Origin of the sequence: Streptomyces dioscori (genome assembly GCF_003024195.1) — a bacterium.
GTDB classification, from domain to species: Bacteria; Actinomycetota; Actinomycetes; order Streptomycetales; family Streptomycetaceae; genus Streptomyces; species Streptomyces dioscori.
The window spans coordinates 257418-282438 of record NZ_KZ679050.1 but is presented as its reverse complement, the minus strand read 5'-3'; the positions used below and the strand labels follow the sequence as shown (position 1 = coordinate 282438).

Below are 25021 nucleotides of genomic sequence, written 5' to 3'. Positions count from 1 at the left end.
CGTGAACTGCCCGAAGACCGGAGAGTAGCCCTTTGGTCGAACTCGCATCCAGGTCTCGCCACAACTGTGGCGGGATTCAGCCGTCAACGGGCGCCAAATGCCACGATAGTTGACACCGCTCCGGCCGGGGTAGCAGGATCACGACGCCGCGTGAAGCCCGCATAGGCAAGAGGGGTGGACCTCCCGATGGCATACCAGGCAGGAGGGCCCCGGCCGCAGCCGCGGCCCGTCCCCGACAGTCTTGAGGCCCAGGCGTACCTCCAGGACTACGCAGCACTTCTGGACGCCGTCACCTTTCCGTCCGTCGTCGTCGACCACCGCTGGGACGTCGTCCTCGCCAACGACGCGTTCGAGACACTTTTCCGCGCGGTGGGCCCGCACCCCACCGCCATGCCCGGCGACAACTTCCTGCGGTTCGTGCTGTTCCACCCGGACGCGGGCACGGTCCTCGCCGAGCACGAGTCGAGCTGGTGCCTGCCGATGCTGGCGCACTTCGCCGCCGCCGTGGAGCGGCACGGCCACGACCACGGACTCCAGTCGATCCTGCGGGACATCGCCCAGGACCCGATCATGGACGCCGCCTACCGGCACGGCCTGCCGCACTGGATCCGCACGGTGGGCCGGCACGCGGTCGAGCACGACGGCGCCGTGCGGCCGCTGCTGCATCCCGATCCGCGGTGGGGGAGCACCTGCCGGATCGTCGGTGAGACCCCCAAGACCCTGCACGACATGGGGTACACACGGCTGACGCTGGTCCTGCGCGAGGCCCGCCGCCCGGCACCGGCGAAGCGCCGGACGAGCAGACCCGGCCGCGGCCGGCGCACGGCGGGCCACCTCAGCGTGGTGCCGGCCGCCGAGGCGTGAGGACCTTCTCCGGCCGCCGGTGACACGTGCGTACACCGCCCTGCTGGGGCCTACTGCGCCTACTGGGGTCTGCTGGGACCTACTGAGGCGGAGGCGTGTCGGTGAGGTCCTTCACCAGGCGGTCGGCGACCGGGGTGCCACGCTTCGCCGCCTGGATCTGCTCGTACACATGCGTGCGCAGTTCGGCGAAGCGCGGGGCCACCCGGGTGTGCAACTGGTCCCGGTCGGCGGGGAGATCGACTTTCAGCTGCTCCTGGACGACGGTCGGGGAGGAGGACAGGATCAGCACCCGCTCACCGAGATAGACGGCCTCGTCGATGTCGTGCGTCACGAACAGGATCGTGATGCCCCGCTGCCGCCACAGCCCGCGGACCAGATCCTCCAGATCGGCCCGGGTCTGGGCGTCCACCGCCGCGAACGGCTCGTCCATGAGCAGCACTCGGGGCTCGTACGCAAGCGCGCGGGCGATGGCGACCCGCTGCTGCATGCCGCCGGACAGCTGCCAGGGGTACGCGCCCGCCGCGTCCATGAGGCCGACGGAGGCCAGCGCGTCGGCGACCAGCTCACGCCGCCTGGCAGCCGTCAACTTCTTCTGCTTGAGGGGCAGTTCGACGTTCTCGCGCACCCGCATCCAGGGGAACAGGCTGCGCCCGTACTCCTGGAAGACGACCGCCATGTCCGGCGGCGGACCGGTCACCCGTCGGCCACCGATCAGGACCTCGCCCGCCGTGGGAGTGAGCAGGCCGCCCACACACTTCAGCAGGGTCGTCTTGCCGCAGCCGGACGGCCCGACCAGACAGACCAGTTCACCGGCGTCCACCGTGAAGGTGAGGTCGCGCACCGCCTCCACCCGCCGGCCCGATCCCTCGTAGACCTTCTTCAGGCCGCGTACGTCGAGCATGGACCGCCCTTTCACGAGGTTCACGACGACCGCCGGGAAGCGTCGCGCGCACCGTGGTACCAGCCGAGCGCACGACGCTCGACGAACCGGAAGACGACCGACAGGACGAACCCGAGCAGCCCGAGCAGCAGGATCCCGGTCCACATGTCGGGGATGGCGAAGCCGCGCTGGAACTGGACGATGGTGAAACCGAGCCCGTTGCTGGCGGCGAACATCTCGCTGATGACCATCAGGATGATCCCGATGGACAGGGCCTGGCGCAGCCCCGCGAAGATCTGCGGGCTCGCCGCGGGCAGCACCAGGTGCCGCAGCCGCGCCACGCCCGTGATGCCGTAGGAGCGGGCCGTCTCGGACATCACCGAGTCCACCGCCCGTACGCCCTCGACGGTGTTCAGCAGGATCGGCCAGACGCAGCCGCTCGCGATCACCACGACCTTCATCGTGTCGCCGATGCCCGCGAACAGCATGATGACCGGGACGAGCACGGGCGGCGGCACCGCCCGCAGGAATTCGAGGACCGGCTCGCACACCGCCCGCACCCCGCGGTACGAGCCGATCACCGTGCCCAGCGCGACGCCCGCGACGGCCGCGCACGCGTAACCGGCGCTCAGCCGCAGCACACTGGGCAGCACGTCCTCGCGCAGCCGCTCGCCGGTCCACACGTCGGGGAACGTGCTGAGGATGGTGCGCAGCGGCGGCCAGTAGATGTCAGTGCTGCCGTCCGACGCGTACCACCACGCCACGACGAGCAGCGCGGGCAGCGCCACGACGAGGAGCAGCCGCAGCAGGACGCGTTCCAGGCCTTTCACACCGCCACCTCCCCGCGTACGGACTGGTGCCAGGCCAGCGCCCGCCGCTCGACGGTCCGCGCGCCCACGTTGATGAGCAGCCCCAGCAGACCGGTGACCACTACCAGCGCGTACATCTCCGGCACCGCCTGCGAGGTCTGCGCCACGGCGATCCGCGCCCCCAACCCCGGTGCGCCGATGACGAGTTCGGCCGTCACGGCGAGGATCAGCGCGACCGCCGCGGCCAGCCGCACCCCCGTCATGACGTACGGGAGGGCCGTGGGCCAGAGCACATGGCGGACCCGCGCCCAGGTGCCGAGGCCGTACGAGCGGGCGGTCTCCTCGGCGACCGGGTCCACGTCCTGGACGCCGTACATGACCTGTACGAGGACCTGCCAGAAGGACGCGTAGACGACCAGCAGGAGCACCGAGCGCAGTTCGGTGCCGTACAGCAGCACGGCGAGCGGGATCAGGGCGACCGACGGGATCGGGCGCAGGAACTCGATCGTCGAGGCGGTCGCCTCGCGCAGATACGGTGTGACCGAGATCAGGACACCCGCGACGATGCCCGCGCTCACGGCGATCACGAGCCCGATCGCCCAGCCGGTGAGGGTGTCCCCGAGTGCGGTCCAGAACGCGTCGTCGGACAGCTCGCCGGCGAGGGCGTCGGCGATGCGGCTGGTCGGCGGGAAGTACTCCTCGTCGACCAGCCCGAGCCGCGGCACCGCCTCGCCGAGAGCGAGGAAGGCCGCGAGCCCGCAGGCGCCCAGCAGGGCGTTGGCGCCCCTCACGGAAGGAGCTTGTCCAGGTCCGGCTCCTTCTCGAACAGGCCGTCCTGCTGCCCCAGTTCGGCCAGCCTCTCGATGGATCGGCGGTCCGGCTCGGCGGGCCACCGCGGCAGGACCAGCGACTCCACCAGCGGCTTCGGGATCTTCGTGTACGTGGTGATGATCTCGCGGACCTCCTCCGGGTGGCTGTCCGCGTACTCCAGGGACTCGATGGTCGCCGCCTGGAACTTCTTCACCATCTCCGGGTTCTTCCGCACATAACTCTGCGAGGAGAAGAACATGGCCACGGTGAGGTCGGGCGACACGTCGACGAAGAGCGACGCGATGGAGGTGCCGCCCTGCGCCTTGATGCTCGCGAGCGCCGGTTCCACGACACAGGCCGCGTCCACCTGACCGCCTTCGAGCGCGGCCGGCATCTGGTCGAAGGGCATCTCCACGAACTTCACCTTGGACGGGTCGCCGCCGTCCTTGCGGACCGACTCCCTGGTCGAGGTGTCACAGATGTTGTTGAGCGTGTTGGCGGCGACCTTCTTGCCCTCCACGTCCTTGGCGGACTTGAGGGGACTGCCCTTCTTCACGGCCAGCTCCGCGAAGTCGGCGCCCTTCTTGCCGGTGGACGCGACCCCGTTCACCACGGCCTCGACCGGCACGTTCTTGGACTGGGCGACCAGCAGGGACGTCATGTTGCTGAAGCCGAAGTCGAACTGGCCCGAAACCACCCCCGGCACGATCGCCGCGCCGCCCTGCGCGCTGGTCAGCGACAACTCGATGCCGCGTTCGCTGTAGAAGCCCTTCTTCTGGCCCAGGTACAGGGGGGCGACGTCGACGATGGGGATGACGCCGACCTTGACCGTGGTGGTACCGCCGGACGCCTTGTCCTTGTCGTCCGACCCGGGGGAGTCGGACGAACCGCAGGCCGTCACGGCGACGAACGTGGCGCCGGTCACGAGGCCGATGAGCAGACGACGCATCACTCCCCCTATGGAAAATATTGGGACAGTTCTTCGACAGGCTGTGCGCAGACCGCACAGAAGTGCTCAGCGGGAACGTAGAACCTGGCCGTGGAACAGGTCAATGCTCCTGACACGCACGGTCGTTGACAGTTGCCGAAGTGTGCTCCTAGCGTGCGCAGAGCGCACCCTCGTGCGTCCCGTGCGTGCGTCCCGTGGAGGCGTTGATGCCTGCTGGAGCCCGCGAACCGCATTTCGTCCGCTCCTTCGAGCGCGGCCTCGCGGTCATCCGCGCCTTCGACGCCGACCATCCGGAGCTCACGCTCAGCGAGGTGGCGCGAGTCACCGACCTGACCCGCGCGGCGGCCCGCCGCTTCCTGCTGACCCTCTTCGACCTGGGATACGTGCAGACGGACGGCCGGATGTTCCGGCTCACCCCGCGCGTCCTGGAACTCGGATACTCCTACCTGTCCAGTTTCACCCTGCCGGAGATCGCCGAGCCCCATCTGGAGCAACTCGTCACGCAGATACGGGAGTCGTCGTCCCTGTGCGTCCTCGACGGGGACGACATCGTGTACGCGGCCCGCGTACCGACGCACCGCATCATGACCGCGACCATCACCGTCGGCAGTCGCTTTCCGGCCCACGTCACCTCGGTGGGAAGGGTGTTGCTCGCCCAGCTGCCCGACGAGGAGATCGACGCCCGGCTCTCACGCGCGGACCTGACCCCCCTGACGGCCCGCACGGTCGTCTCGGCCGAACTGCTGCGCACCGAACTGCGCCGGGTACGCCGTCAGGGGTACGCGATCGTCGACCAGGAACTGGAGGAGGGGCTGCGCTCGGTCGCCGTCCCGGTGCGCGACCGGGACGGCGAGGTGGTGGCGGCCGTCAACATCCCCGTGCACGCCAGCCGCAACTCGGTGGAGTCCGTACGCCGTGACCTGCTGCCCCATCTGCTGGCCACGGTCGCCCGGATCGAGGCCGACCTGCGGATCACAGGTCGAGCACGAGGCGCTTCCCGAGGCACCGGGACACACAGATGAGCATGGTCTCGCCGGCCGCCCGCTCTTCCTCCGTGAGCACCGAGTCCCGGTGGTCGGGCGTACCGTCCAGGACGTCCGTCTCGCAGGTCCCGCAGGTGCCCTCGGTGCAGGAGAAGAGCACCTCGACACCCGCCGCGCGCACGGTGTCGAGCACGGTGGCATCGGCGGGCACGGTGAGGGTGCGGCCGGACCGCTCCAGAACGACCTCGAACCCGGCGTCAGCCGAGCCCCCCTGAGGGCCCGTCATACCGTTACCCCTGGGCTGGAAGCGCTCGACGTGCAGGGTGCCGCTCGGCCACCCCGCGCACCGCTCCTCCACGGCGTCCAGCAGCGGACCCGGGCCGCAGCAGTAGACGAGCGTGTCCGGCCGCGGGGAGCCGCCGAGCGCGCCGGCGAGATCGAGCAGCCCGTACTCGTCCTGCGGAACGACACGCACCCGACCCCCGTAACACTTCAACTCCTCTCTGAAAGCCATGGAGTTGCGAGTCCGCCCGCCGTACAGCAGCGTCCAGTCGGCGCCCGCCGCCTCGGCCGCGGCCAGCATCGGCAGGATCGGGGTGATGCCGATGCCGCCCGCGACGAAGAGGTAGCGGGGCGACGGCTCCAGGGCGAAGTGGTTACGGGGCCCACGCACCCGGACCTTGTCGCCCACCTCCAACTCCTCGTGCACATGGGCGGATCCGCCGCGTCCGTCGGGTTCCCGCAGCACCGCGACGCGCCACTCGCGCCGGTCGGCGGGATCGCCGCACAGGGAGTACTGCCGCTCCAGGTCAGGCCCCAGGACCACATCGACGTGGGCGCCCGGCTCCCAGCCGGGCAACTCGTCGCCGAGCGGATGGCGAAGGGTGAGGGCGAGCACGCCGTCGGCGGCGAAGTCCCGCCGCTGGACGACGAGTTCGGCTTCGTAAACGTCATACGAGGTCATGGCGATGCCCCTCGGGTGTGTGCCCCTCAGGTGTGTGTCCTTCGGGGTGCGCGAGCATCCACTCCCACATGGCGACCGGGTCCTCGGCGGTGTGCTCGGCGCCGCAGTGACAGGTGCCGTGGAGCACGTCGGTGCCCGGCAGCCAGTCGACGCGGTAGACCTCACCGGTGGAACCGCTCACAGGACCTTCTCCACGGGCTTGTCGCCCTCCTCGACCAGCCGGGCGAGGATGCGGCGGGCGGCCAGACCGCCGGTGTCGATGTTGATGCTCAGTTCCTGGTAGCCGCTCCGCTCGGTGCCGAGCGTCCGCTGCAGCAGGTTGAGCGCGTCGACGTCCTGCATCACGACCGTGTGGTTGTTGGCCCGCAGAAACTCGGTCACCTCGGCGTCGTCGGTCGCCCAGTCCCGCGAGACCATCCAGAAGTCGTACACCTTGCCGTCGGCGGACGGGGTGATGGCGTACGTGATCTCCGTGTGGAAGCCGTTCGGGTCGCTGCCGTCCGGTGCGGGCACGACACCGACCGGAGCGATCCGGCTGTGCAGCAGATACAGACACGGCGCGTGATACTCGATGTCCTGCCACCGCGTGATCCGCCCTTCTATGCCGGTCGACTTCGCGTAGAAGGGCGGGCACGCGGCGTCGTCCATGCGCCGGCTGACCCGCACGATGCCGGCGCCCTCGTCCACCTCGGTGGTGATGGGCGTCTCGGCGACCTCGGGGGTACCGATGTAACCGCCGTGCAGATACGTCTCGTGGGACAGGTCGAGGAGGTTGTCGACGAGGAGCCCGTAGTCGGCGTCGATCGGCTCCATCCCGCTGACGGTGACCCAGCCGGGGGAGTCGAGATGCCTGGCCCGCGGTATGACCTCCGGGTCGGCGAGGGCGGGGTCGCCGATCCACACCCAGATCAGGGAGTCCTGCTCGACCACGGGGTAGGAGGCGACGCGGGCGGTACGCGGGACCCGTTTCTGACCGGGCACGTACACGCACGCACCCGTCGTGTCGTACGTGAACCCGTGGTACCCGCAGACGATCCGGTCGCCGTCGAGCCCGCTGGCGGACAGCGGATAACGGCGGTGCACACACCGGTCGTGCAGGGCGACGGGCCGGCCGTCGTCCTCGGTCCGATAGAAGACGAGAGGCTCACCGAGCACGGTCCGCCCGAACAACTCCCGCCCGACCTCATGGGCGTAGGCGGCTACGTACCACTGGTTCCTGGCGAAGGCGGTGGTGTGCGGCATCTTTGCTGCTCCCGTCTCTGATGGTGGTGGCATCGTCGAGGAGAGCGTCATCGGGCCGCAATGCCCCTTCCGTCTCGCGGAAGTCTGCGAGCGCGAGGCGTGCCCGGGGTGGCCCGCCGTGCGAAACGGCTCCGCCCTCCCGAGGGGAGGGCGGAGCCGTTTTTCGGAACCCGTGCGGGTGCGGGGTCAGGCGTGGCGGCGGTTGCCTGTGACGGCTCGGTACACGGCCAGCAGGATGAGCGAGCCCACGATGGCGGCGATCCAGGTGGAGATCTCGAAGAAGCCGTCGATGGAGTCGACGCCGAAGATCACCTTGCCGAGCCAGCCGCCGAGGAGACCACCGGCGATACCGATGAGCATCGTGATGATGATGCCACCCGGGTCCTTGCCGGGCATGAGCGCCTTGGCGATGATGCCCGCGAAAAGACCGATGAGTATCCAGGCGATGATGCCCATGATTGTGTCTCCTACCTGGTCGTATAAAGACTGTGTCAGAGCATCCGAGTGTTCCGTGCCGGTGTTTTCAAACACGGGTCCTTCGGATTCACAGGCTTTCGGCGGTGATGCCCCGGCCCGGGGGCGGACCGGGCGGATCGTCCGCGCAGAACAGGTCGAGGCCGTCGTGCGGGGTCGCTGTCGGCCGGCCGCCGCGTTCCACCGGGACGACCCTCAGCGCGGCGCCGGACAGGACGGCCTCCACGGACGCGGGGTCGGTGGGATCGAAGCCGAGGACTCCTCCGGAGAGGGGGTCGGGTCCTGTCCAGGAGCCGTCCGTCGTCCTGAGGGAGTGGTAGAGCTCGCCGGCGACGAAGCCGTCATCCCTGCGGTGGAGCAGGAGGACGAAGCCGAGGGGGCCGTCGGTCCAGCGGTCGGCGACGACGGGGCCGTGGGTGAGGTCTGCCGGGTGGGGCTCTCGCGGGCCGCGGGCGAGCGCTTCGGCCGCGACGACGGCCATGCTCTTTCTCATGCGTCTTTATATGTCACCCGGACCACTCGAACCGACCCCCGGGGTGGGAGTGGGCCGGTGGGACAGCCGGTGGTCGTACCAGGCCGGGACCAGTGCGGCTGTCATGAGGGCGCCGGTCGCGGCGAAGGCCACGGCGTAGCCCGTTCCCGCGCTGAGGAGACCGAAGAGGACGGCGCCGAGGCCCATTCCCGCGTCGTAGGCGAAGTTCCACAGGGCGCTGGCCACGCCGTAGCCCGAGGGGGGAACGCGGGCATACATCAGTGTCTGCGTGGCGTTCTGGGCGATGCCGAAGCCGGTGCCGAACAGGGCCATGCCGACGAGAACGGCCGCGGCGCTGCCCGTCGGCGCGGTCGCCAGCATGCCGCCGGCGCACAGCAGCAGACCGGGGACGACCAGCCCGGCAGGACCGTGGCGGTCACCGTACCGGCCCGCCACCCAGCGGGCCCCGATGGCCGTGGCGGCTTGCAGGAACAGCGCCGCCGAGACCAGCGCCGCCCGGTCCGGCGGTACGGCCAGCGGCAGGAAGGTGGCGATGATCCCCGCGCCCAGCGCCGTGGTCCCGAAGACCGCGGCCGGCAGGGCCAGCGCGGGGGTGCGGAAACCGTCGACCATGCCCAGGGGCTTCCGCGCGGCCGCTTCACGACGGGGAAGGCCCGCCACCGCGGGGACGGTGGCGAGGGGGAGGACGGCCGCCAGGACGAACACCGTTGTGAAGCCCGCGTGTCGGGCCAGCCATACGCCCAGGGGGAGGGCCACCACCGACTGCGCCCCGGACACGACACCCACCAGGGCCAGGCCCTCGCCGCGCCGTTCGGGGGGTATCAGCACCGCGGTCAGGGCACCGCCGCCGACCACGGTCAACGCGAAGCCCGCGCCGCGCACGAGGCAGACGGCCACGATCCAGCCCATGCTCTGCGCCATGGGCGACACGGTCAGCAGCAGCGAGGGAGCGCCCAGCAGCACCAGCCCGGTCGCCAGCACGAGACGGTAGCCGAAGCGGGCCGTGAGACGGGGCGCGGCCAGTTCGCCGCAGACGGTCGCCAGCATCAGCGCGCTCGTGGACAGCCCCGCCGCGCCGCTCCCGCCCCCGGACTCCTCCGCGTACAGGGGGACGACCGACAGCAGCAGGAAGAAGCCGGCCGAGGCTCCGACGATCGTGACCAGACGGAGTGTCAGCGGCCAAGTCACCAATGGTGGTGCGGAGTTGCTGCTGCCTGGCCGCCGTCGCCGTGTTCGGTCCTCAGGCCGCACGTGTGCGGATCCTGATCTCCCGCAGATTGCGCCGGCACGCGTCGATCGCGGCGTCGGTGTCGGGGCCGAGCGCCGAGATATGGCCCAGGCCGTCCCACTGGCCCTCCAACGGGCGGACCAGGTCGCCGGGCGCCACGCCGAGACTCACCGTGAGGGTGTCCGGGGCGGCGCGTACCCGCTCGACACCCTCGACGCGCTCGACCCTGCCCTCCTCGGCCACCACCAGCCAGCTCGCGGCGGCGCCCCGGGCCACCGGGCGCCCGGGCAGCGGGTCGGCAAGACCCAGGGCCCAGGAAATGGCCAGGGACTGCGCGTCGCACCCGTACACCGCTTCGATCATGTCGGTCAGCAGGGCGCCGCCCACCCGGTTCTGCGACTCGCAGATCACCGGCCCCTGCGGGCTGAGGATGATCTCCGTGTGCGCGGGGCCGTCCCGGAATCCCATCGCACGGAGGAACCGCCGGGCGGTGTCGGCCATGCGTTCCTCGTCCTCGGCGGAGAGCCGGGCCGGCAGGGCGTGGCCCACGTGTACGTGGGTCCGCGGGCGGGTGATGGCCTCGGTGACGGTGAGCACCACATGCCGCCCGTCGAAGCTGAAGGTCTCCACGCTGTACAGCGGCCCCGGGACGTACTCCTCCATCATGAACCGTTCGATGTCGTACGCGCCGGTCAGCGGGTGGTCCGTGGACGTGTGCAGCCGGCGGATCCGCTGCCGGGCCGCTCCGAGTGAATCCGCGCCGTCCACCTTGACGACACCGAAGCTCGCCGTGCCGCTGGTGGGCTTCACGATGAAGGGGAAGCCGTGCGCGGCTCCGAATCGGTCCAAGTCGTCGTCCACGGTGAGCAGTTCGGCGGCGACCCGGCGGGCGCCGACCTGTGGTCCCTCGGCGAGACGGCGGCGCATGAGCCACTTGTCGGTGAAGCGGTGGCTGACCTCGTACGGTGTTCCGCCGAGTCCCAGCAGGTCGTTCACCCGGGCGGCCGGGTCGAGCCCGGGTTCGGTGAGCGACACGGCGGCCGAGAAGCCCCAGGACTCGTACGCCGACTCCACCAGCGGCCGCAGGGACCGCCAGTCGGTGTAGTCGGTGAGGAGGACGGCCTCGGCCAGGGACCGCAGTCCGGGCGCGAACTCGTTCTCGAACTGGACGTACACCACCCCGAGTCCGAGGGCCGCCGCCTTGCGCAGGTGTTTCGGTGTGCCGCCGATGAGCAGGACGTGCTCGGGATTCCTCATTCGGCCTCCTCGCGGGCTTCGGGTTCGCCGCGGGCTTCGGGCTCCTCGCGGAACAAGCTGGGGAAGTAGTTGATGTCGGCGAGCAGCATCGCGGGGAGCGAGGACGCCGACGGCAGAGAGCCGCGCGGCCCCGCCAGCAGGTCGCGGTGGCGTCGCAGCGACTTCGCCGACAGGGGCAGGGCCCCCGCGCGCAAGTACCGGATCGCGCCCTCGGGGTCGCGCCGGGGCACGATCTGCGACCTCGCGAAACGGCTGGCGCTGAACGGGATGTCGAGCGTGCCGTCGGCGAAGGCCTCGACGATCGCCCCGGCGAGCGCCGCGGACGTGGCCGCGCGTCCCTCCAGCACCGGACCGACGATCTCGTCGACCTCCGCCAGGATCCAGCGGCGCTCCTCGCGGACCCGGTCCTGGTCCGCCGAAAGGAAGTCCAGGAGAGGGGAGTTGGCCCGGTCGGCCAGCCGTACCCCTTCGATGTTCGCCCGCACGTCCGGGATCCCGGACGCCTCCTGATGGGTCTTGGTGATGATCTTCGAGGCCCCGCCGAGGCGGGCCACCAACGCGCCGTACAGGATCAGGTCCTCGGCGTGGCGGCGCGCGCGGGGGAAGACGCCCATGAACTCGTGCAGTACGGGGTGGACCGCGACGCCCGGCGGCAGATAGCGCGCGGCGAGTACGGGGACGGCGGTGAGCGCGGCCACGTCCTGTGCCAGATGGCCGCCCTGCGGATACGCGACCGACAGGCAGCGCACTCCGGCTCGCGCGGCCAGTACCGCTTCGAGCACGCTGACCGCGAGGCTGATCGACGGCGGGACCAGGACGGCGGTGAGCGTGCCGAACAGTTCGCGGTCCACCACCAGGCCCAGCTCGGCCAGCTCGCCGCAGCGGCGGTCGACGCGGTCCCAGGCCGCGAGCGACACCGCCAGGGGTACCTGCTTGGAGTAGGGCAGGTTGTAGGAGATGCCTCCGCCCTCGAACGAGGTGATCCCTCCGGCCACGGCCACGTCGAAGAGGCGCTGCGGCTCGGGTGAGCCGTGCCGTACCTCCAGGGGTGCGGCGACCGCCTCGTTCAGGTCCCTGGCCCGTCGCCAGCCGTGGGCCACCAGCGGGTAGCCGTTGAGCTCCTGCGGGTGGCTGCCCAGGAGCCGTTCGGCCTCCTCGAAGCGCCGCAGCCGGGTGTGCGCGTCGATGGTCAGGCTGAGCACGTCCGGCGCGGCCTCCGCCTCCAGGGAGCGCAACAGGGCCCGCATGCCGGTGTGTTCGGCCACCCCGCACCGGGGCTGGACCGCCACCCGGCCGCGGTCGCGGGCCGCCGCCAGGACCTGTGGCACACCGGGTTTGCCCAGGGCCGCGACATAGGCGACGGACTCCCGCAGGCTCGGGAGGGCGCCCCGGGATCCGGCGCGCCGACCCGTCCCGGCCCCAGCGCCCCGACGCACATCTGCGCCGCCCCCCGTGTCAGGGGGGCCTGCGCCCGCGTCCCGGCCCGCCCCCGCCCCCTTGCCCTCGGCCCTGCCCCCTCCCATGTCCGGGCCCGCGACCCCGGAGCGCCCGGCCGGTGGTGGCGCCGTCATGAGGCGCGGGCGTGCGCGGACCACAACGCCCCCGCGCCGACGGTCTGCCCGCCGACGGTCTGCCCTTCGACGGCCTGCCCTCCGACGGTCTGCCCGCCGGCGACTTGGTCGGTGACGGTGCCGTCGGCGGCGGCTCGGTCGGTGAGGGGCCGCTTCACAACGGTCCGGTCGTCGTCGGCGGCGGCCTGCCCGTCCGTGGCGCGCAGTTCGGTCAGTACCGCGGGGAGCGTGGCCGGGTCGTGGACGATCCGGTCCACTCCCAGGGCGTACAGCCGCCTGTCGGACGACAGGCTCTCGCCGTTTCCCACGGAGAGGTTCCCGCCGACCACCACCGGGCAGTGGACGCGCCCGGCCCTCCTCGCCTCCCGCAGACCCCGCAGATCCTCGTGGATGTGTCCGTTCAGGCTGCCGATCAGGAGTGCCTCCGCCTCCGGACGCCGTACGCAGGCGGAGGCGAACTCCTCGACGGATGTGCAGGCTCCGAGGTTCTCCACCTCGAAGCCCTCGTCCCGCAGGTAGCGGGCGATGAGCTGGTTGGCCACGACATGGCAGTCGCTCGCGGCCACCCCGAGAATGACCAGCCTCGGGGGCGGCGGTGTCGTCCACAGCATCGGCTACACCAGCTCCCCGGTGCACGTGTCGTCCAGGTACGCCTGTTTCGCCGCGGTGTCACGGGCCGAGCGCAGATAGCGCGACCAGCCCCGGCGCTCGTGGGAGGTGGCGTCCAGCTCGACCACGTTCTGGGTGGGCCGCAGCAGTCCCGGCTTGGCCGGGTAGGGCAGGAAACCGCCGTCGTCCTTGAAGAACAGGCCCTGCCACATCTCGTCCCGGTCCCGCCACACGCAGACGAGCAGGTAGTACTTGCCGCCGTCGAGGTGCAGCAGCGCGAACCCCAACTCGCCCCGGAACTCGACCTCCTTGGCCGCGGCCCGCTCGGTCAGGAACGCGCGGGCCTCCGCCGTGACGTCCGGGGCCGCCTTGTCGTCGGCGCGCCGGATGTCGTACCACTTCAGACAGGCCCCCGGTACGGTCAACGGCGGGCCGGGAAAGATCAGTTTGGCGGTGTGCGTCCAGTTCGCGGGGTACTCGGAGAGACCGGAGAGGGTCTCGTTCGTCCTGATCATTGGTCTCCATGCCTTTCGCCGGTTGGGGTGGTGGCCGTTCCGCCGACGGCCGTACCGTCGACGGCCGTTACCGCCGGGGGCCGTCGTACAGGTCGCCGCGCTCCAGTGCGCGCAGCCGCCGGTGGTCCGCCGCCACGCGCGCCGGGTCGGCGGAGCCCAGGTACACGTAGCCGGGGGACGAGGCGAGGTCCGTCGTGCGCGGCAGGACGGTGCCCTCCGGCATGGTCAGCGCCAGCTCGACGAACGTGCCCAGGGCCCGTACCGGCGCGAACCGCCCGGCGGACAGCGGGCCGCCCGCACGGGGCGAGCGGAGGGTGACATACCGCAGATGGGCGCGCGGACCATAGCGCGGCAGCCGCCCCCGCGCCGCCTCCTCGGGGTGGGCCAAGGCGCGTGCCAGACAAGCCAGTTGGTCGGTGCCGAGGAACCGGGACACCACGGACGGCGTGTGCGAACCGCCGTGGCGGGCCGCGCACTCCACCAGGACGGGCCCCCGCCCGGTCGTGATCACCTCGGTGTGGGCCGCCCCGTTGCGGATCTCCAGCGCGTCGAGCACTCGCAGCGTGTACGCGCTCAGCACGCCGACCACCGGGTCGTCCGGGGGCACGGGCTCCTCGTGGTCGTACATCGGACGGTCGCCGACCGGCCGCTTGTGATAGCGCCACACCTCGACGACATGGTGTACGCCACCGCTGCTGACGGTGTTGACGAAGTACTCCTCGCCCGCCAGATGCTCCTGCACGAGCACGGCGCGGTTCCGGCCGCCGTACCGGTCGCGCCCGGCCGTGATGGCGGCGACCCCGGCCCGCAACTGCGCCTCCGAACGGCAGAAGAGGACGTTGTCCGTACCGGCGCTGGCCAGCGGTTTGAGTACGAGGGGCCACCGGCCGTGCCCGCGGGCCCACGCGATCACCTCGTCGGCGCTGTCGGTCGCCAGACACGCCGCTGTGGACTGCCCGGCCTCCCGCACCGCGCAGGCCATCTCGTACTTGTCCCGCCGGGCCGTCGGGCGGCTCATCCCGTGCCCCGGCGTGCCGAGTTCGGCGGACAACGCGTCGGCCAGCAGGACACCCGACTCGGCGCCTGCGACGACCCGGTCCACCCCGAACCGGCGCAGCGCGTCGGCCGTGGCGGTCAGGTCACCGCGGTGCGTGACCTCGGGGAGCCGATCCAGCCCGTTTGAGTGGCCCGAGAGGTCGGGCTGGTTCGCCAGGTGTGGGTTCGGGGCGTCCGACCGCACCAGGACGCTCCGTACGCCCTCGTGGGCCAGCGCGCCGGGCAGGAACGCGCCCATGCCGTCGGCGTCCACCACGGCGACCAGGGTGGCCGGACCCGTGGCGCGGACGGCGTACGCGGGAGACGACCGGGCGCTCATGCCCCGCCCGCCCCCGGGATGCCGGCGGCGGCCAGCGCCAGCCCGTGACTGTCGGCCTCGCCGTCGGTCAGTTCACCCGCGGCGTACTTCTGATAGGCCGCCAGGTCGAAGTGCCCGTGTCCGGACAGGCCGAACAGGATGGCCCGGGAGCGCCCTTCCGCACGGCAGCGCAGCGCCTCGTCGATGGCGACGCGCAGGGCGTGGGTGGACTCCGGGGCCGGCAGGATGCCCTCGGTACGGGCGAACCGGACGCCCGCTTCCAGGCAGGCGACCTGGCCCACGGCCGTCGCCTCGATCAGCCCGTCCTCGACGGCCCGGCTCACCGCCGGGCCGATCCCGTGGGCCCGCAGCCCTCCGGCGTGCACCGGCGGCGGTACGAAGCCGTGGCCGAGGGTGTGCATCCGGAACAGCGGGCCGAGCCCGGCCGAATCCGCGTAGTCGTAGGCGATCGTGCCCCGGGTCAGGGTGGGGCAGGCGGCCGGTTCCACGGCGATGATCCGTACGGGCCTGCCGCCGCGCAGCCGGGCGCCGAGGAACGGGAAGGCCAGCCCGGCCAGATTGCTGCCGCCGCCCGCACAGCCGATCACGATGTCCGGGTGGTCCTCGGCCAGTTCCATCTGCCGCACGGCCTCCTGTCCGATCACGGTCTGGTGCAGCAGCACATGGTTTGCGGCGCTGCCCAGCACGTACCCCAGGGACGGGTCCCCGGCGGCCGTCTCCAGCGCCTCGGAGGTGGCGATGCCGAGGCTGCCGGGGCTGTCCGGGTCGTCGGCGAGGATCTTCCGGCCGACCGCCGTCCGGGTGCTGGGGCTCGCCACGCACTCGGAGCCGTAGGTCTCCATCAGAGCCCGGCGGTAGGGCTTCTGCTGATGGCTCACCTTGACCATGAAGACTGTGGCGGTCATGCCGAAGAAGGCCGCGCCCAGGGCCGCCGCGCTGCCCCACTGACCGGCGCCGGTCTCCGTGACCAGCCCGGTCCGGCCCGCCAGTTTGTTGTAATACGCCTGCGGAACACCGGTGTTGGGCTTGTGGCTGCCGGTCGGGGCGCCTCCCTCGTACTTGTAGTAGATACGGGCCGGGGTGTCCAAGGCGCGCTCCAGCCGGTGCGCCCGTACCAGGGGGGAGGGGCGCCACATGGTGTAGATACGGCGTACCTCCTCGGGTATCTCGATCTCCCGGGCGGTGCTCAGCTCCTGGTCGATCAGCGGCTCGGGCATGGTGGCCGCCATCTCCGCGCGGGTCAGCGGCTCCCGGGTCGCGGGGTTGAGGGCGGCGTGCAACGGGCCTCCCGGGAGGTCGGCCGCGAGGTTGTACCAGTGCGTGGGCGTGTCTTCCTCACCCAGCAGGAACTTCGTCCTTCGCATGTCAGGGTCCCTCCAGCGGGGCTGTGCAGGTCGTCCTGGCCGTCCCCGCCTCGGTCGTCCCGGCGGCTCCAGTGGCCCCGGTAGCCGCCGTCGCTTCGGACACGAGCGAGCCCGTGGTCGTGGTGTGCGAGCCCGCGAACAGCAGGGGGTGCGCCTGCCGGATGCCGCCGACGACCTCCGCGTACGGGAAGTCGTCGAACTCGCCCCGCACGGCCAGGAACTCCATATGGCGCCGGCCCTGCTCGTCGTAGGGGTGGTAGTAGCTGTCCGCCCGACCGTCGAAGTCGAGCGGCTTGATGCCGTACAGCGTGCACAGCAGGGCGTTGAACACCGGAGTCGCCCTGACCCAGGCGCCGTTCAGACGTACGGAGGTCAGGCTGTGGAAGCGGAAGACGTCACCGCCCATCAGCGTGCGCAGCCGGGGCGAGGCGAGATGGTTGCGCACGTCCGCGTAGACGAGCCGGCTCTCGATGCCCACGACGCGCACCGCGGCGGCGTAGACGATGGACTTGTGGACGCAGAACCCCGCGCCGCGTTCGATGACGCTGCTCGCCCTGAGGCCGTCGGCGGACAGGTCGCAGTCGTACACGTCGTAGCGGATGCCGTCGCGGACGGCGTAGTAGAGGGCCACCGCGGCGGCCACCGGGTCCCCGGGTTCCGTCGTGTGCAGGGCCTCGCGCACGAACTCCCGTACCACCGGCGCGTCGTGGTCCAGGAACCGCGTGGGTCGCAGCGCCGTGCCGATCCCGGTCGTCATGTCGTCCGCTCCTTCACGTCCCGGGCGGCGGCGGCCCGGGACAGTCCGAGGAAGGCCGCCAGCCGCTCGCGCTGGATCTCGGAGGTGCCCGAGTAGATGGTTCCGGCGACCGCGTTGCGCAGGTCCCCTTCGAGGCCGTACTCCGCGGTGTAGCCGTGTCCCCCGAAGATCTGGACGGCGGCCAGGGCGGAGGAGACGTTGGCCTCGCTCACCACGAGTTTGGTGATGGCCAGGTCGGTGGCGACGCTCTGTCCGGCGGTGAACCTGTCCGCCGTGTCGTAGAGCCACTTCCTGGAGGTCTCCAGGCCTATCTGCATGTCGACGATGCGGTGCGAGACCGCCTGGTTGGCGCCGATGTGCCGGCCGAACTGGCTGCGGGCGCGGGCGTGTTCGACACAGCGTTCCAGCCGGTGCTGCATCTCGCCGAGGATCCCGGCGAAGCCGCAGAGGATCTCCCACTTCATGACCTCGTCCAGGACCAGGAACCCGGATCCCACCGTGCCCAGTACGTGCGAGCGGGGTATCCGGACGTCCGTCAGGAAGAGTTCGGACAGCGGTGACGTGCGCAGGCCCATCTTCGTCAGGGGGCGGCCGTGCGCCACCCCCTTGGTGTCCGTCGGGACCAGGAACGCCGTGATGCCGTCGAGGCGTCCGGGGGCACCGGTACGGGCGTACACCACCACGAGGCCGGCGATCGGACCGTTGGTCACGAAGGCCTTGCTGCCGTCGAGCACGAACTCCTCGCCCGCACGCCTGGCCGTGGTGCGCATCGCCAGCACGTCCGAGCCGCCATCCGGCTCGGTGATCGCGTGCGCCCCGATCACCTCCCCGGCACACACCCTCGGCAGGTACGCCGCCTTCAGCTCCTTGGAACCGAACCGCTGGAGGGGAACGCCGGTGCTCACGATGTGGGTGCACGCGGAGAAGACCAGGCCGGCGTCGGGGCAGCGGTACCCAAGGCCTTCGAAGACGTACATCACGGTCGGCAGGTCGAGACCCGAGCCGCCCCAGGCGCCGTCGAACGGCGTCCCGAAGAGCCCGGTCTCGCGCAGGTGTCTCCAGCCGTCCCACGCGAACTCGCCGTGGGCGTCCCTCTCCAGGTGTCCGGCGCCCACGTCCGCGCCGATGGCCTCCGCGGTGGTCCGCAGCGCCCTCTGCTCGTCTGTCCAGTGCCTCATCGTGACCTCGTCAGTTCCCCGTAAGTAGTCGGTGGCCTGTCAGTGGTCGGTGACCCGTCGGCTCAGTGGCTTGTCGGCTCGGCGGCCCGTCAGTAGTGCGAGAACTCGTCCTGGTCCAGGTTGTGCCGTTCGCCGCCCTGCAGAGGCGGGTTGAAGACGCTGATCAGCTCCAGGTCGGCGTCCGGCGCGGCGGTCAGGAAGTGCGCGTCGTGCTGGTCCAGGGCGTAGAGGACGCCCGGCCGCAGTTCATGGGTGGCGCTTCCGTCGGGCAGGGAGATCCAGCCCCGCCCGGTGATGCAGTAGCAGGCCTCAAGGTGCCTGCGGTACTCAAGGCGTGACTTCGTGCCCGCCCGGACCACGGTGTGGCAGAAGGAGAAGCCCATCCGGTCGGCCTGCAGCAGCAGGCGGTGGCTCAGGCCGTTGCCCCACTCGACGACCAGGGCCTCTTCCTTCGTGCGTATCAGCATGTCTGTCCCCTAGTGCGTCTTTCCGCCGGAGGCGCCTGCCGCGTCACCGGAGCCGGTGGGCGTGTTCGTCTCGATGAAGTCCTGGATGGCCGCCACCGACCGGAAGGACTGGAGCGACAGGTCCAGGTCCTCGACGGGGAGGCGGTAGCGCTCCCGCAACCAGCCGATGAGCTCCAGCAGTTGCAGGCTGTTCACCACCCCCGTGTCGAACAGGTCCAGCGACGGCTCCAGGTCCGCGGCGGAGGTGTCGGGCAGGTAGGTGGCGACGATGTGACGCGTGATCTCGTGCCGCAGGCTCATGCTGAGGACTCCGGTTGAGTGGGCCGGTCGGGACGGGCGTGCTGCCTGGCCGTGAGGACGGACCGCACCTGGGCGCGGTCGACCTTGCCGGTGATGCCGGTGGGCAGCGGTTCGCGCGTGAGGTGGACCGTGGGGACGGCCGCGCGGGGAAGCCAGGCGGAGCAGTGCGTGAGCAGGTGCAGGCCGGTGACCGCGCAGTCGGGGGCGACCCGCACCAGGGCGTGCAGCCGGATGCCGGGGCCGGGCGCCGCGAGGGCGACCACCGCGGCCTCCATGACCTCGGGGTGGCTCTGCGCCACCTGTTCCACCGCCTCCGGGCTGACCCGGACGCCGCCCACCTTGACCTGGAAGTCGTCGCGCCCGACGAGGGTCAGTCGGCCCTCGCTGTCGCGCCGGACCAGATCGCCGGTCCGGAACCAGACCGGCTCCGAGGTGCCCGGAGCGGGACGTACGAACCTGTCGTCGGGGTCGTCCGAGCCCAGGTAGCCGTCCGCCTGGAACGGGGTGTGCACGACCAGTTCGCCGGTGCCGGGACCGGTCAGTTCACGGCCGCCGTCGACCAGCCGGACGCGGGCGCCCGGCAGCGGCCCGCCCAGCGGCAGCGTCGCCGGCTCGGCCGCCTCCCGCGCGCCGCACGAGTACAGCAGGCTGTCGTTGGTCTCCGTGCAGCCGTACACGTTGTGGAACTCGGCCCGCGGAAAGAGCCGGGCGAGCCGGCCGCGCAGGGAACGCGGGGTGTGCTCGCCGGTGAGCAGCACATGGCGGACCGAGGTGAAGGGCTCCGCGTCCGTACCGGCCCCGGCCAGCAGCCGGAACAGCGTCGGCACCGCCTGGACGACCTCCGGCCCGGTCTCCCTGAGCAGCCCGGCCAGGTGGCGCGGGTCGGCGGCCCGCCCTGGGTCCACCGGGATCACACAGCCGCCGTGCCGCAGGGTCGCCCAGACGTCGAACAGGCTGAGGTCGAAGTTCAGCGGGGCGTAGCTGAGCACCCGGTGGCCCGTGCCGAGCGGGAAGGCGCTCCCGGCCCAGCGGGTGAAACGGTCCAGGGCGGTGTGGCTCAGACAGACGGTCTTCGGCAGCCTCGTCGAGCCCGAGGTGGTGAGCAGCAGCGCGGAGCCCGGCGGCGCCGGCCGGGCGGGCGCCCGGACCGGTTCGATCGCGGTCTCCCCGTCCGCGCCCGGCACCAGAAGGCCGACACAGCCCGCGTGTTCCGCGAGCCGGGCCGCGGCGAGCCGGCCCAGGTCGGGGGAGAGCAGCAGAACGGTCCGCCGGGCGAGCAGACAGGCCAGCACCAGGGCGAGCGACGCGGGGGACTTCACCGCGCGGACCGCCAGCGGGGCGTCCCCGTGGAGCTCCGGCTCGGCGAGCCGGACGGCGGCCGTGTCCGCCAGCGCCGCCAGATCGCCGTAGGTGAGCGTGGTGCCGTTCCACAGCAGCGCCGGGGCGTCCGGGGTACGCCGGTCGTGCGCGAGGACGTCCCGCGCTAGGGAATCGTGCATGGTGCCCGTACCGCCAATTCCTGGGATTCTTTCGGGGCCGTCGCATGCCGGTGCAGCGGCGGTCGCACGCCTGAAGGGATCTTGAGAAGTCTGAGGAGACCTGCGGGGAACAGATATGAACCGGTGCCAGCGTCTTCTCGTATTCGGCACCGAGTCGGCGTCGGATTGCCGCTGCCGTGGATTTTCTCTCCGGAACGGGGCCGCAATACAATTCCGCGAGAAACGCATGTGCTGCCCCTTTCGTGAATCGACGGCATGGCCTGCACGATGTACGGATACTCCGCCGCTGTCACGCGTGGGCGAAGAGCCTCAAACGGAAGGGGCGTTCACAGCGCCGCCAGACTTTCGCGCAGTGTGTCCAGGCCCATGGGGCCAAGACCCAGCGCGCGGCTGTGGAACGCTCTTGCGTCGAACGCCGGGCCGTGGCGGCGGCGGGCCTCGTCGCGGCCGTCGCACCACACCCGCTCGCCGAGCTTGTACGAGGGGGCCTGACCCGGCCAGCCCAGGTAACGGTCGATCTCCTCGTCCACACCGGCCGGATCGATGAGCGTGCGGGTCAGCAGGAACTCCCGGCCCAGCTCGGGTGTCCAGCGTGCGCCCTCGTGGAGGCCGACGCCGGCCGGGACGGGCAGTTCGAGGTGCATACCGGTGTCGACGACCACCCGTGCCGCGCGGAACAGCTGAGCGTCCAGCATGCCCATGAGGGCGGCGTCGTCCTTCAGGTGCCCCAGTTCCCGCATCAGCCGCTCCGCGTACAGGGCCCAGCCCTCGCTGTGCGCCGACACATGGCACATCAGCCGCTGGAAGCGGTTGAGCCGGCCGGCCTGCAGCACGGTGGTGCCGACCTGCAGGTGATGGCCGGGAACGCCCTCGTGGTACACGGTGGTGACCTTGCGCCAGGTCGGGTGGTGGGTCCGGCCCGCGGGCAGCGACCACCAGACCCGGCCCGGCCGGGAGAGGTCGTCCGAGGGCCCGGTGTAGTACGTGCCGCCGCCCGCCGGCGCGATCCGGCACTCCAACGCCGCCAGCGGCGCGGGGATGTCGAAATGCGACCCGCGCAGCTCCTCCGACGCCGTGTCGGAGAGATCCTGTGCCCAGCGCCGGAACGCCTCCGCTCCTTCCGCCAGACCGGCCGGATCGGCGTTGAGCGCGGCGGCCGCTCCGCGCGGTCCGGCACCTGGCGCGATCCGGTCGGCCACCTGCCGCAGTTCGCCCTCGATGGCGAGGAACTCGTGCCAGCCCCAGGAGTGGACCTCGACCGGATCGAGCGCGGCACCGGTGAAGTAGCGGAGCCACAACCGGTAGGTGTCGGCGCCCACGGCGTCCCTGGCCGGCGCCGACGGGGCCAGTTTGTCGCGCAGGAAGCGCGCCAGCGCGGAGTAGGCCGCGGAGGCCGCCCGCACGCCCGCGTCCAGGTCCGCGCGGAGCGCGGCCGGCACGTCGGCGTCGGCGGTCAGTGTCGCGAAATACCCCGACGCCCAGTTGTCGCACTGCGCGGCACACCCCGTGACCTGGCGCAGTGCCGCCACCGTGCCGCGGGAGGCGGCGTGTCGCAGGCCCTCCTGAAGGCCTGTCACGGCCTCCGGTAATCGGGCCAGCCGGGACGCGATCACCGCCCAGTCGGCCGGGGTGCGGGTGGGCATCAGGTCGAACACCGAGCGCAGGAGCTGTACGGGACTCTCGATGACGTTGAGCGCCGCGCTGTCGAGCCCGGCCTCGTGGATCTCCACCTCCATGCCCACGCGTTCGGCGAAGACCGTCCGGGCGGTGGCCTCGGCGTCGTCCCGCGGGCGGGCGGCGGCCACGGCGCGCAGTGCCGTGGTGTTCAGCTCGGAGCGGGCCCGGTGGCCCTCGGGTGAGTAGTCGGTGAGCCGGCCCTCCTGGCCGGGGACGCCTCGAACGGTGGCGGCGACCGGGTCCAGGTCTGCGTGGCGGGTGACGTAGTCGTCGCACAAGGAGTGAACAGAGTCAGTAACCGCAGCGTGCATATGCCGACTGTAAGGAGCAGGCGGCAGAATCAGCCACCACGTGGAGAGCCGTCACCTGATCATCTATGGGGATATTCCGTAGATTTATGGACAAAAGGTGACAGAACTAATGTTGAAATTTCATCGAGGAGCCTGTGACTCCACGCCACGGACGGTATCTCGTGGTGGTTTTGTCCGACTGAGGAAATCATTCCGGCAACGCGATCCGGCCATTGTTCGAAACGATATTGCGACGAACGCAAAATTGCTCTTTGCGATAACGGGATTGACACGGATCCGCGACTCTGGGGTAGCCTCCAAAGCGATCTGGCGATGCCTGACATACGCGAGAATCGACTCAGTCAAAATCCACGGGGGTGGAGTCGACGCATGGGTCTTCATGATCTCAAGCCAATTCCGAAAGATCAATTGCACTTTCGTTGGCCGCGATCGCACGAGGATGCAGGGGATGTAAGGGAAGAACGAAGGCGCCGCCGGGAGAGTCTCCTGGTGGCATTCCGGCTCTTCGGCAGGTTCGGCTTCGAAGAAGGAACGGCAGGGCATATCACCGCCCGCGATCCTGAGCACACGGACTTCTTCTGGGCCAACCCCTACGGGGTTTCCTTCAGGCACATCCGGATGGGTGACCTGGTTCTCGTCGACGACCGGGGGGCGGTGGTCGAAGGCCGCCACCACGTCAACGAGTCGGCGTTCGCCATCCACTCGCGCATCCACAGCGCCCGTCCCGAGGTGGTGTCCGCGGCACACAGCCACGCCCTCCACGGCAGGGCGCTGTCGTCCATGGGCGCGCTGCTGGAGCCGCTGACCCAGGACGCCTGCGCGTTCTACGAGGATCACGGCCTCTACGACGACTACAACGGCGTGGTGACCGACCTGGAGGAGGGCAAGCGCATCGCCGCCGTCCTCGGAGACCACAAGGCCGTGATCCTGCGCAACCACGGGCTGCTCACCGTCGGGCGCTCCGTCGAGGCCGCGGCCTGGTGGTTCATCACGATGGAGCGTTCCTGCCAGGCGCAGCTGCTGGCCAAGGCCGCCGGCCGGGTGGTCCGCATCGACCACAGGACCGCCTGCGCGGCACGGGACCAGCTCGGCAACGACGACATGGCATGGATCAACTTCCAGCCGCTGCGCGACCAGGTCCTGCGCGAGGAGCCCGACCTGTTCGACCGGTGACGGCCAAGTCGGCCTGACACCAAGTCGGCCTGACACCAAGTCGGCCTGTCGCCGGGGCCGTTGACGGCCGAGGCCGTCGCCGACCGGGCCCCATGACGACCGGGCCCGATGACGACCAGGACCGATGGCGGCCGGGATCGATGACGGCCGAGTTCGAACATGACCAGGACCGATGACGGCCGGGACCAGTGACGGCCGGGCTCGAACATGACCGACGGGGGTCGCGAACAGTGGACGACGTCTACCTCTCCGGGATCGGCGGCTACGTGCCCGCCGACCGGACCACGGTGACGGAAGCGGTCGCGGACGGCCGCTACGAACAGACCTGGAACAGCAAGGACCGACTGGAGACAGTGGCCGTGGAGACTCTGCTCTCACCGGCCGAGATGGCTGTCAGAGCGGGGCGGCAGGCCCTGCTGCGCTCCGGGCACCGCCCGCAGGACGTCAGCCTCCTGCTGCATGCCGCCGCGTACCGCCAGGGCCCGGAGGCATGGGCCGCGGCGTCGTACGTGGAACGGTACGCCGTCGGTGCCGGAGCACCGGCGCTGGAGATCCGGCAGGGGTGCAACGGCGGCCTGTTCGCGCTCGGCCTGGCCAGGAACCACCTGGAGCAGCACGCGGACACGGCTGTGCTGATCACCTGCGCGGACCGGTTCGACGGCGAGTTCGACCGTTGGCGGACGAACAAGGGCATGGTCTTCGGTGACGGCGCGGCAGCCGTCGTGCTGTCCCACGGACGAGGCGCCGCCCGCGTCCTCGGCGTCGCGACACGGGCCGACTCCGAACTGGAACAGATGCACCGGGGCGACCGGCCACTGGCCTCGGCGACACTGCGGCGCGGACCGCTGGACGCCGCCCCGGCCAAGAAGGCCTTCCTGCGCACCACGTCCGCCGCCGAGGTGCAGCGCCGCTTCGAGGCGCAGGTCGTCGGCGCGGTGGACCATGCGCTGTCCGAGGCGGGCACCAAGCTGGACGGCATCGCCCAGGTGCTGGTGTCGAACCTGGGGCACGAGATGCTCACCCGGGTGTTCCTGGAACCGCTGGGGCTTCCCGTGGAACGCACCGCCTGGCAGTGGGGCAGGCGCATCGGCCACCTCGCCAACAGCGACCAGTTCCTGGCACTCGAACACCAGCTGCGTACCGGTGTGCTGCACGAGGGCGACCTTGTCCTGCTGGTCGGCATGGGCGTCGGTTTCGTCTGGACCGCCGCGGTGCTGGAGATCGCCGAACCGCCCGTCAGGACGCACTGACCGGGTGATACCGACCGGCATG

At 71.0% G+C, this 25021-nt stretch carries 26 protein-coding genes; 4 read left to right on the top strand and 22 right to left on the bottom strand.

What is annotated here, in order from left to right:
* Positions 1-186 precede the first annotated feature (186 nt).
* Positions 187-864, top strand: coding sequence for an MmyB family transcriptional regulator (locus tag C6Y14_RS30400; RefSeq protein ID WP_107020058.1), 678 nt, complete (start codon positions 187-189; stop codon positions 862-864).
* A 79-nt stretch (positions 865-943) separates the two neighbouring features.
* On the opposite strand, the gene C6Y14_RS30395 is transcribed toward C6Y14_RS30400, so the two are convergent.
* Genes C6Y14_RS30395 through C6Y14_RS30380 form a run of 4 tightly spaced genes read right to left on the bottom strand, consistent with a single transcriptional unit; the run spans position 944 to position 4312 of the window.
* Positions 944-1765 carry an ABC transporter ATP-binding protein gene (locus tag C6Y14_RS30395; protein ID WP_107020057.1) on the bottom strand — a complete coding sequence of 274 codons (822 nt, stop codon included), beginning with the start codon at positions 1763-1765 and terminating at the stop codon, positions 944-946.
* A gap of 20 nt (positions 1766-1785) precedes the next feature.
* Positions 1786-2565 (bottom strand): ABC transporter permease, encoded by a 780-nt coding sequence (locus tag C6Y14_RS30390; RefSeq protein ID WP_107020118.1) that lies wholly within the window; start codon positions 2563-2565, stop codon positions 1786-1788.
* A 5-nt stretch (positions 2566-2570) separates the two neighbouring features.
* Complete coding sequence (locus C6Y14_RS30385) at positions 2571-3344, bottom strand: ABC transporter permease (protein WP_107020056.1); 774 nt, start codon at positions 3342-3344, stop codon at positions 2571-2573.
* Positions 3341-4312 carry an ABC transporter substrate-binding protein gene (locus C6Y14_RS30380; protein ID WP_107020055.1) on the bottom strand — a complete coding sequence of 324 codons (972 nt, stop codon included), beginning with the start codon at positions 4310-4312 and terminating at the stop codon, positions 3341-3343. Before C6Y14_RS30380 ends, C6Y14_RS30385 begins: the two co-directional genes overlap by 4 nt.
* A gap of 206 nt (positions 4313-4518) precedes the next feature.
* Here C6Y14_RS30380 and C6Y14_RS30375 point away from each other — a divergent pair, with 206 nt between their 5' ends.
* The gene (locus C6Y14_RS30375) at positions 4519-5334 is read left to right on the top strand and encodes an IclR family transcriptional regulator domain-containing protein (RefSeq protein ID WP_107020054.1); all 816 of its coding nucleotides are present in this window, start codon (positions 4519-4521) and stop codon (positions 5332-5334) included.
* Here the strand turns inward: C6Y14_RS30375 and C6Y14_RS30370 are convergent.
* From C6Y14_RS30370 to C6Y14_RS30285, 18 genes are all read right to left on the bottom strand, one after another.
* Positions 5285-6259 (bottom strand): PDR/VanB family oxidoreductase, encoded by a 975-nt coding sequence (locus C6Y14_RS30370; RefSeq protein ID WP_107020053.1) that lies wholly within the window; start codon positions 6257-6259, stop codon positions 5285-5287. The two genes, C6Y14_RS30375 and C6Y14_RS30370, sit on opposite strands and share 50 nt — an antisense overlap.
* A complete protein-coding gene (locus C6Y14_RS30365; RefSeq protein ID WP_107020052.1) occupies positions 6246-6440 on the bottom strand; it encodes a hypothetical protein in 195 nt (64 codons plus the stop codon). Before C6Y14_RS30365 ends, C6Y14_RS30370 begins: the two co-directional genes overlap by 14 nt.
* A complete protein-coding gene (locus C6Y14_RS30360; RefSeq protein WP_107020051.1) occupies positions 6437-7501 on the bottom strand; it encodes an aromatic ring-hydroxylating dioxygenase subunit alpha in 1065 nt (354 codons plus the stop codon). The genes C6Y14_RS30365 and C6Y14_RS30360 overlap by 4 nt, the downstream gene beginning before the upstream one ends.
* Before the next feature lie 186 nt (positions 7502-7687).
* A complete protein-coding gene (locus C6Y14_RS30355; protein ID WP_107020050.1) occupies positions 7688-7957 on the bottom strand; it encodes a GlsB/YeaQ/YmgE family stress response membrane protein in 270 nt (89 codons plus the stop codon).
* A gap of 88 nt (positions 7958-8045) precedes the next feature.
* Entirely contained in the window at positions 8046-8468 is a 423-nt protein-coding gene (locus tag C6Y14_RS30350; protein ID WP_159074336.1) for a hypothetical protein, read from the bottom strand.
* A 6-nt stretch (positions 8469-8474) separates the two neighbouring features.
* The gene (locus C6Y14_RS30345) at positions 8475-9656 is read right to left on the bottom strand and encodes an MFS transporter (protein WP_107020117.1); all 1182 of its coding nucleotides are present in this window, start codon (positions 9654-9656) and stop codon (positions 8475-8477) included.
* 52 nt (positions 9657-9708) lie between these two features.
* Complete coding sequence (locus C6Y14_RS30340; protein ID WP_107020048.1) at positions 9709-10953, bottom strand: ATP-grasp domain-containing protein; 1245 nt, start codon at positions 10951-10953, stop codon at positions 9709-9711.
* On the bottom strand, positions 10950-12281 hold the full coding sequence (locus C6Y14_RS30335; protein WP_225891356.1) for a methylaspartate mutase: 1332 nt from the start codon (positions 12279-12281) through the stop codon (positions 10950-10952). Before C6Y14_RS30335 ends, C6Y14_RS30340 begins: the two co-directional genes overlap by 4 nt.
* 239 nt (positions 12282-12520) lie before the next feature.
* Positions 12521-13135 (bottom strand): cobalamin-dependent protein, encoded by a 615-nt coding sequence (locus C6Y14_RS30330; RefSeq protein WP_107020046.1) that lies wholly within the window; start codon positions 13133-13135, stop codon positions 12521-12523.
* Positions 13136-13138: 3 nt separating this feature from the next.
* The gene (locus C6Y14_RS30325) at positions 13139-13648 is read right to left on the bottom strand and encodes a hypothetical protein (protein ID WP_107020045.1); all 510 of its coding nucleotides are present in this window, start codon (positions 13646-13648) and stop codon (positions 13139-13141) included.
* 67 nt (positions 13649-13715) lie between these two features.
* Positions 13716-15023 (bottom strand): ATP-grasp domain-containing protein, encoded by a 1308-nt coding sequence (locus tag C6Y14_RS30320; protein ID WP_107020044.1) that lies wholly within the window; start codon positions 15021-15023, stop codon positions 13716-13718.
* Positions 15020-16387, bottom strand: a complete 1368-nt coding sequence (locus tag C6Y14_RS30315; RefSeq protein ID WP_107020043.1) for a TrpB-like pyridoxal phosphate-dependent enzyme — start codon at positions 16385-16387, stop codon at positions 15020-15022. Before C6Y14_RS30315 ends, C6Y14_RS30320 begins: the two co-directional genes overlap by 4 nt.
* 1 nt (position 16388) lies before the next feature.
* Positions 16389-17144, bottom strand: a complete 756-nt coding sequence (locus C6Y14_RS30310) for a transglutaminase-like domain-containing protein (RefSeq protein ID WP_107020042.1) — start codon at positions 17142-17144, stop codon at positions 16389-16391.
* Positions 17141-18322, bottom strand: a complete 1182-nt coding sequence (locus C6Y14_RS30305) for an acyl-CoA dehydrogenase family protein (protein WP_107020041.1) — start codon at positions 18320-18322, stop codon at positions 17141-17143. Before C6Y14_RS30305 ends, C6Y14_RS30310 begins: the two co-directional genes overlap by 4 nt.
* A gap of 89 nt (positions 18323-18411) precedes the next feature.
* Positions 18412-18789 carry an ectoine synthase gene (locus C6Y14_RS30300; protein WP_107020040.1) on the bottom strand — a complete coding sequence of 126 codons (378 nt, stop codon included), beginning with the start codon at positions 18787-18789 and terminating at the stop codon, positions 18412-18414.
* Between the two features lie 9 nt (positions 18790-18798).
* Positions 18799-19089 carry an acyl carrier protein gene (locus C6Y14_RS30295; RefSeq protein ID WP_107020039.1) on the bottom strand — a complete coding sequence of 97 codons (291 nt, stop codon included), beginning with the start codon at positions 19087-19089 and terminating at the stop codon, positions 18799-18801.
* Positions 19086-20588 carry an AMP-binding protein gene (locus C6Y14_RS30290; protein ID WP_107020038.1) on the bottom strand — a complete coding sequence of 501 codons (1503 nt, stop codon included), beginning with the start codon at positions 20586-20588 and terminating at the stop codon, positions 19086-19088. The genes C6Y14_RS30295 and C6Y14_RS30290 overlap by 4 nt, the downstream gene beginning before the upstream one ends.
* Positions 20589-20914: 326 nt before the next feature.
* The gene (locus tag C6Y14_RS30285; protein ID WP_213084358.1) at positions 20915-22543 is read right to left on the bottom strand and encodes a DUF885 domain-containing protein; all 1629 of its coding nucleotides are present in this window, start codon (positions 22541-22543) and stop codon (positions 20915-20917) included.
* 402 nt (positions 22544-22945) lie between these two features.
* Between C6Y14_RS30285 and C6Y14_RS30280 the strand changes: the two genes are divergently transcribed.
* A complete protein-coding gene (locus tag C6Y14_RS30280; RefSeq protein ID WP_107020036.1) occupies positions 22946-23749 on the top strand; it encodes a class II aldolase/adducin family protein in 804 nt (267 codons plus the stop codon).
* A gap of 230 nt (positions 23750-23979) precedes the next feature.
* The gene (locus tag C6Y14_RS30275) at positions 23980-24999 is read left to right on the top strand and encodes a ketoacyl-ACP synthase III family protein (protein WP_107020035.1); all 1020 of its coding nucleotides are present in this window, start codon (positions 23980-23982) and stop codon (positions 24997-24999) included.
* Positions 25000-25021: the final 22 nt, after the last annotated feature.

What these genes read in the sequence shown, in the direction of transcription:
- C6Y14_RS30380 (WP_107020055.1), bottom strand. Translation starts at nt 4,312, where the DNA reads ATGCGTCGTCTGCTCATCGGCCTCGTGACCGGCGCCACGTTCGTCGCC.
- C6Y14_RS30295 (WP_107020039.1), bottom strand. Translation starts at nt 19,089, where the DNA reads ATGAGCCTGCGGCACGAGATCACGCGTCACATCGTCGCCACCTACCTG.
- C6Y14_RS30375 (WP_107020054.1), top strand. Translation starts at nt 4,519, where the DNA reads ATGCCTGCTGGAGCCCGCGAACCGCATTTCGTCCGCTCCTTCGAGCGC.
- C6Y14_RS30360 (WP_107020051.1), bottom strand. Translation starts at nt 7,501, where the DNA reads ATGCCGCACACCACCGCCTTCGCCAGGAACCAGTGGTACGTAGCCGCC.
- C6Y14_RS30340 (WP_107020048.1), bottom strand. Translation starts at nt 10,953, where the DNA reads ATGAGGAATCCCGAGCACGTCCTGCTCATCGGCGGCACACCGAAACAC.
- C6Y14_RS30300 (WP_107020040.1), bottom strand. Translation starts at nt 18,789, where the DNA reads ATGCTGATACGCACGAAGGAAGAGGCCCTGGTCGTCGAGTGGGGCAAC.
- C6Y14_RS30310 (WP_107020042.1), bottom strand. Translation starts at nt 17,144, where the DNA reads ATGACGACCGGGATCGGCACGGCGCTGCGACCCACGCGGTTCCTGGAC.
- C6Y14_RS30280 (WP_107020036.1), top strand. Translation starts at nt 22,946, where the DNA reads ATGGGTCTTCATGATCTCAAGCCAATTCCGAAAGATCAATTGCACTTT.
- C6Y14_RS30350 (WP_159074336.1), bottom strand. Translation starts at nt 8,468, where the DNA reads ATGAGAAAGAGCATGGCCGTCGTCGCGGCCGAAGCGCTCGCCCGCGGC.
- C6Y14_RS30305 (WP_107020041.1), bottom strand. Translation starts at nt 18,322, where the DNA reads ATGAGGCACTGGACAGACGAGCAGAGGGCGCTGCGGACCACCGCGGAG.
- C6Y14_RS30325 (WP_107020045.1), bottom strand. Translation starts at nt 13,648, where the DNA reads ATGATCAGGACGAACGAGACCCTCTCCGGTCTCTCCGAGTACCCCGCG.
- C6Y14_RS30395 (WP_107020057.1), bottom strand. Translation starts at nt 1,765, where the DNA reads ATGCTCGACGTACGCGGCCTGAAGAAGGTCTACGAGGGATCGGGCCGG.
- C6Y14_RS30400 (WP_107020058.1), top strand. Translation starts at nt 187, where the DNA reads ATGGCATACCAGGCAGGAGGGCCCCGGCCGCAGCCGCGGCCCGTCCCC.
- C6Y14_RS30330 (WP_107020046.1), bottom strand. Translation starts at nt 13,135, where the DNA reads ATGCTGTGGACGACACCGCCGCCCCCGAGGCTGGTCATTCTCGGGGTG.
- C6Y14_RS30370 (WP_107020053.1), bottom strand. Translation starts at nt 6,259, where the DNA reads ATGACCTCGTATGACGTTTACGAAGCCGAACTCGTCGTCCAGCGGCGG.
- C6Y14_RS30290 (WP_107020038.1), bottom strand. Translation starts at nt 20,588, where the DNA reads ATGCACGATTCCCTAGCGCGGGACGTCCTCGCGCACGACCGGCGTACC.
- C6Y14_RS30320 (WP_107020044.1), bottom strand. Translation starts at nt 15,023, where the DNA reads ATGAGCGCCCGGTCGTCTCCCGCGTACGCCGTCCGCGCCACGGGTCCG.
- C6Y14_RS30315 (WP_107020043.1), bottom strand. Translation starts at nt 16,387, where the DNA reads ATGCGAAGGACGAAGTTCCTGCTGGGTGAGGAAGACACGCCCACGCAC.
- C6Y14_RS30355 (WP_107020050.1), bottom strand. Translation starts at nt 7,957, where the DNA reads ATGGGCATCATCGCCTGGATACTCATCGGTCTTTTCGCGGGCATCATC.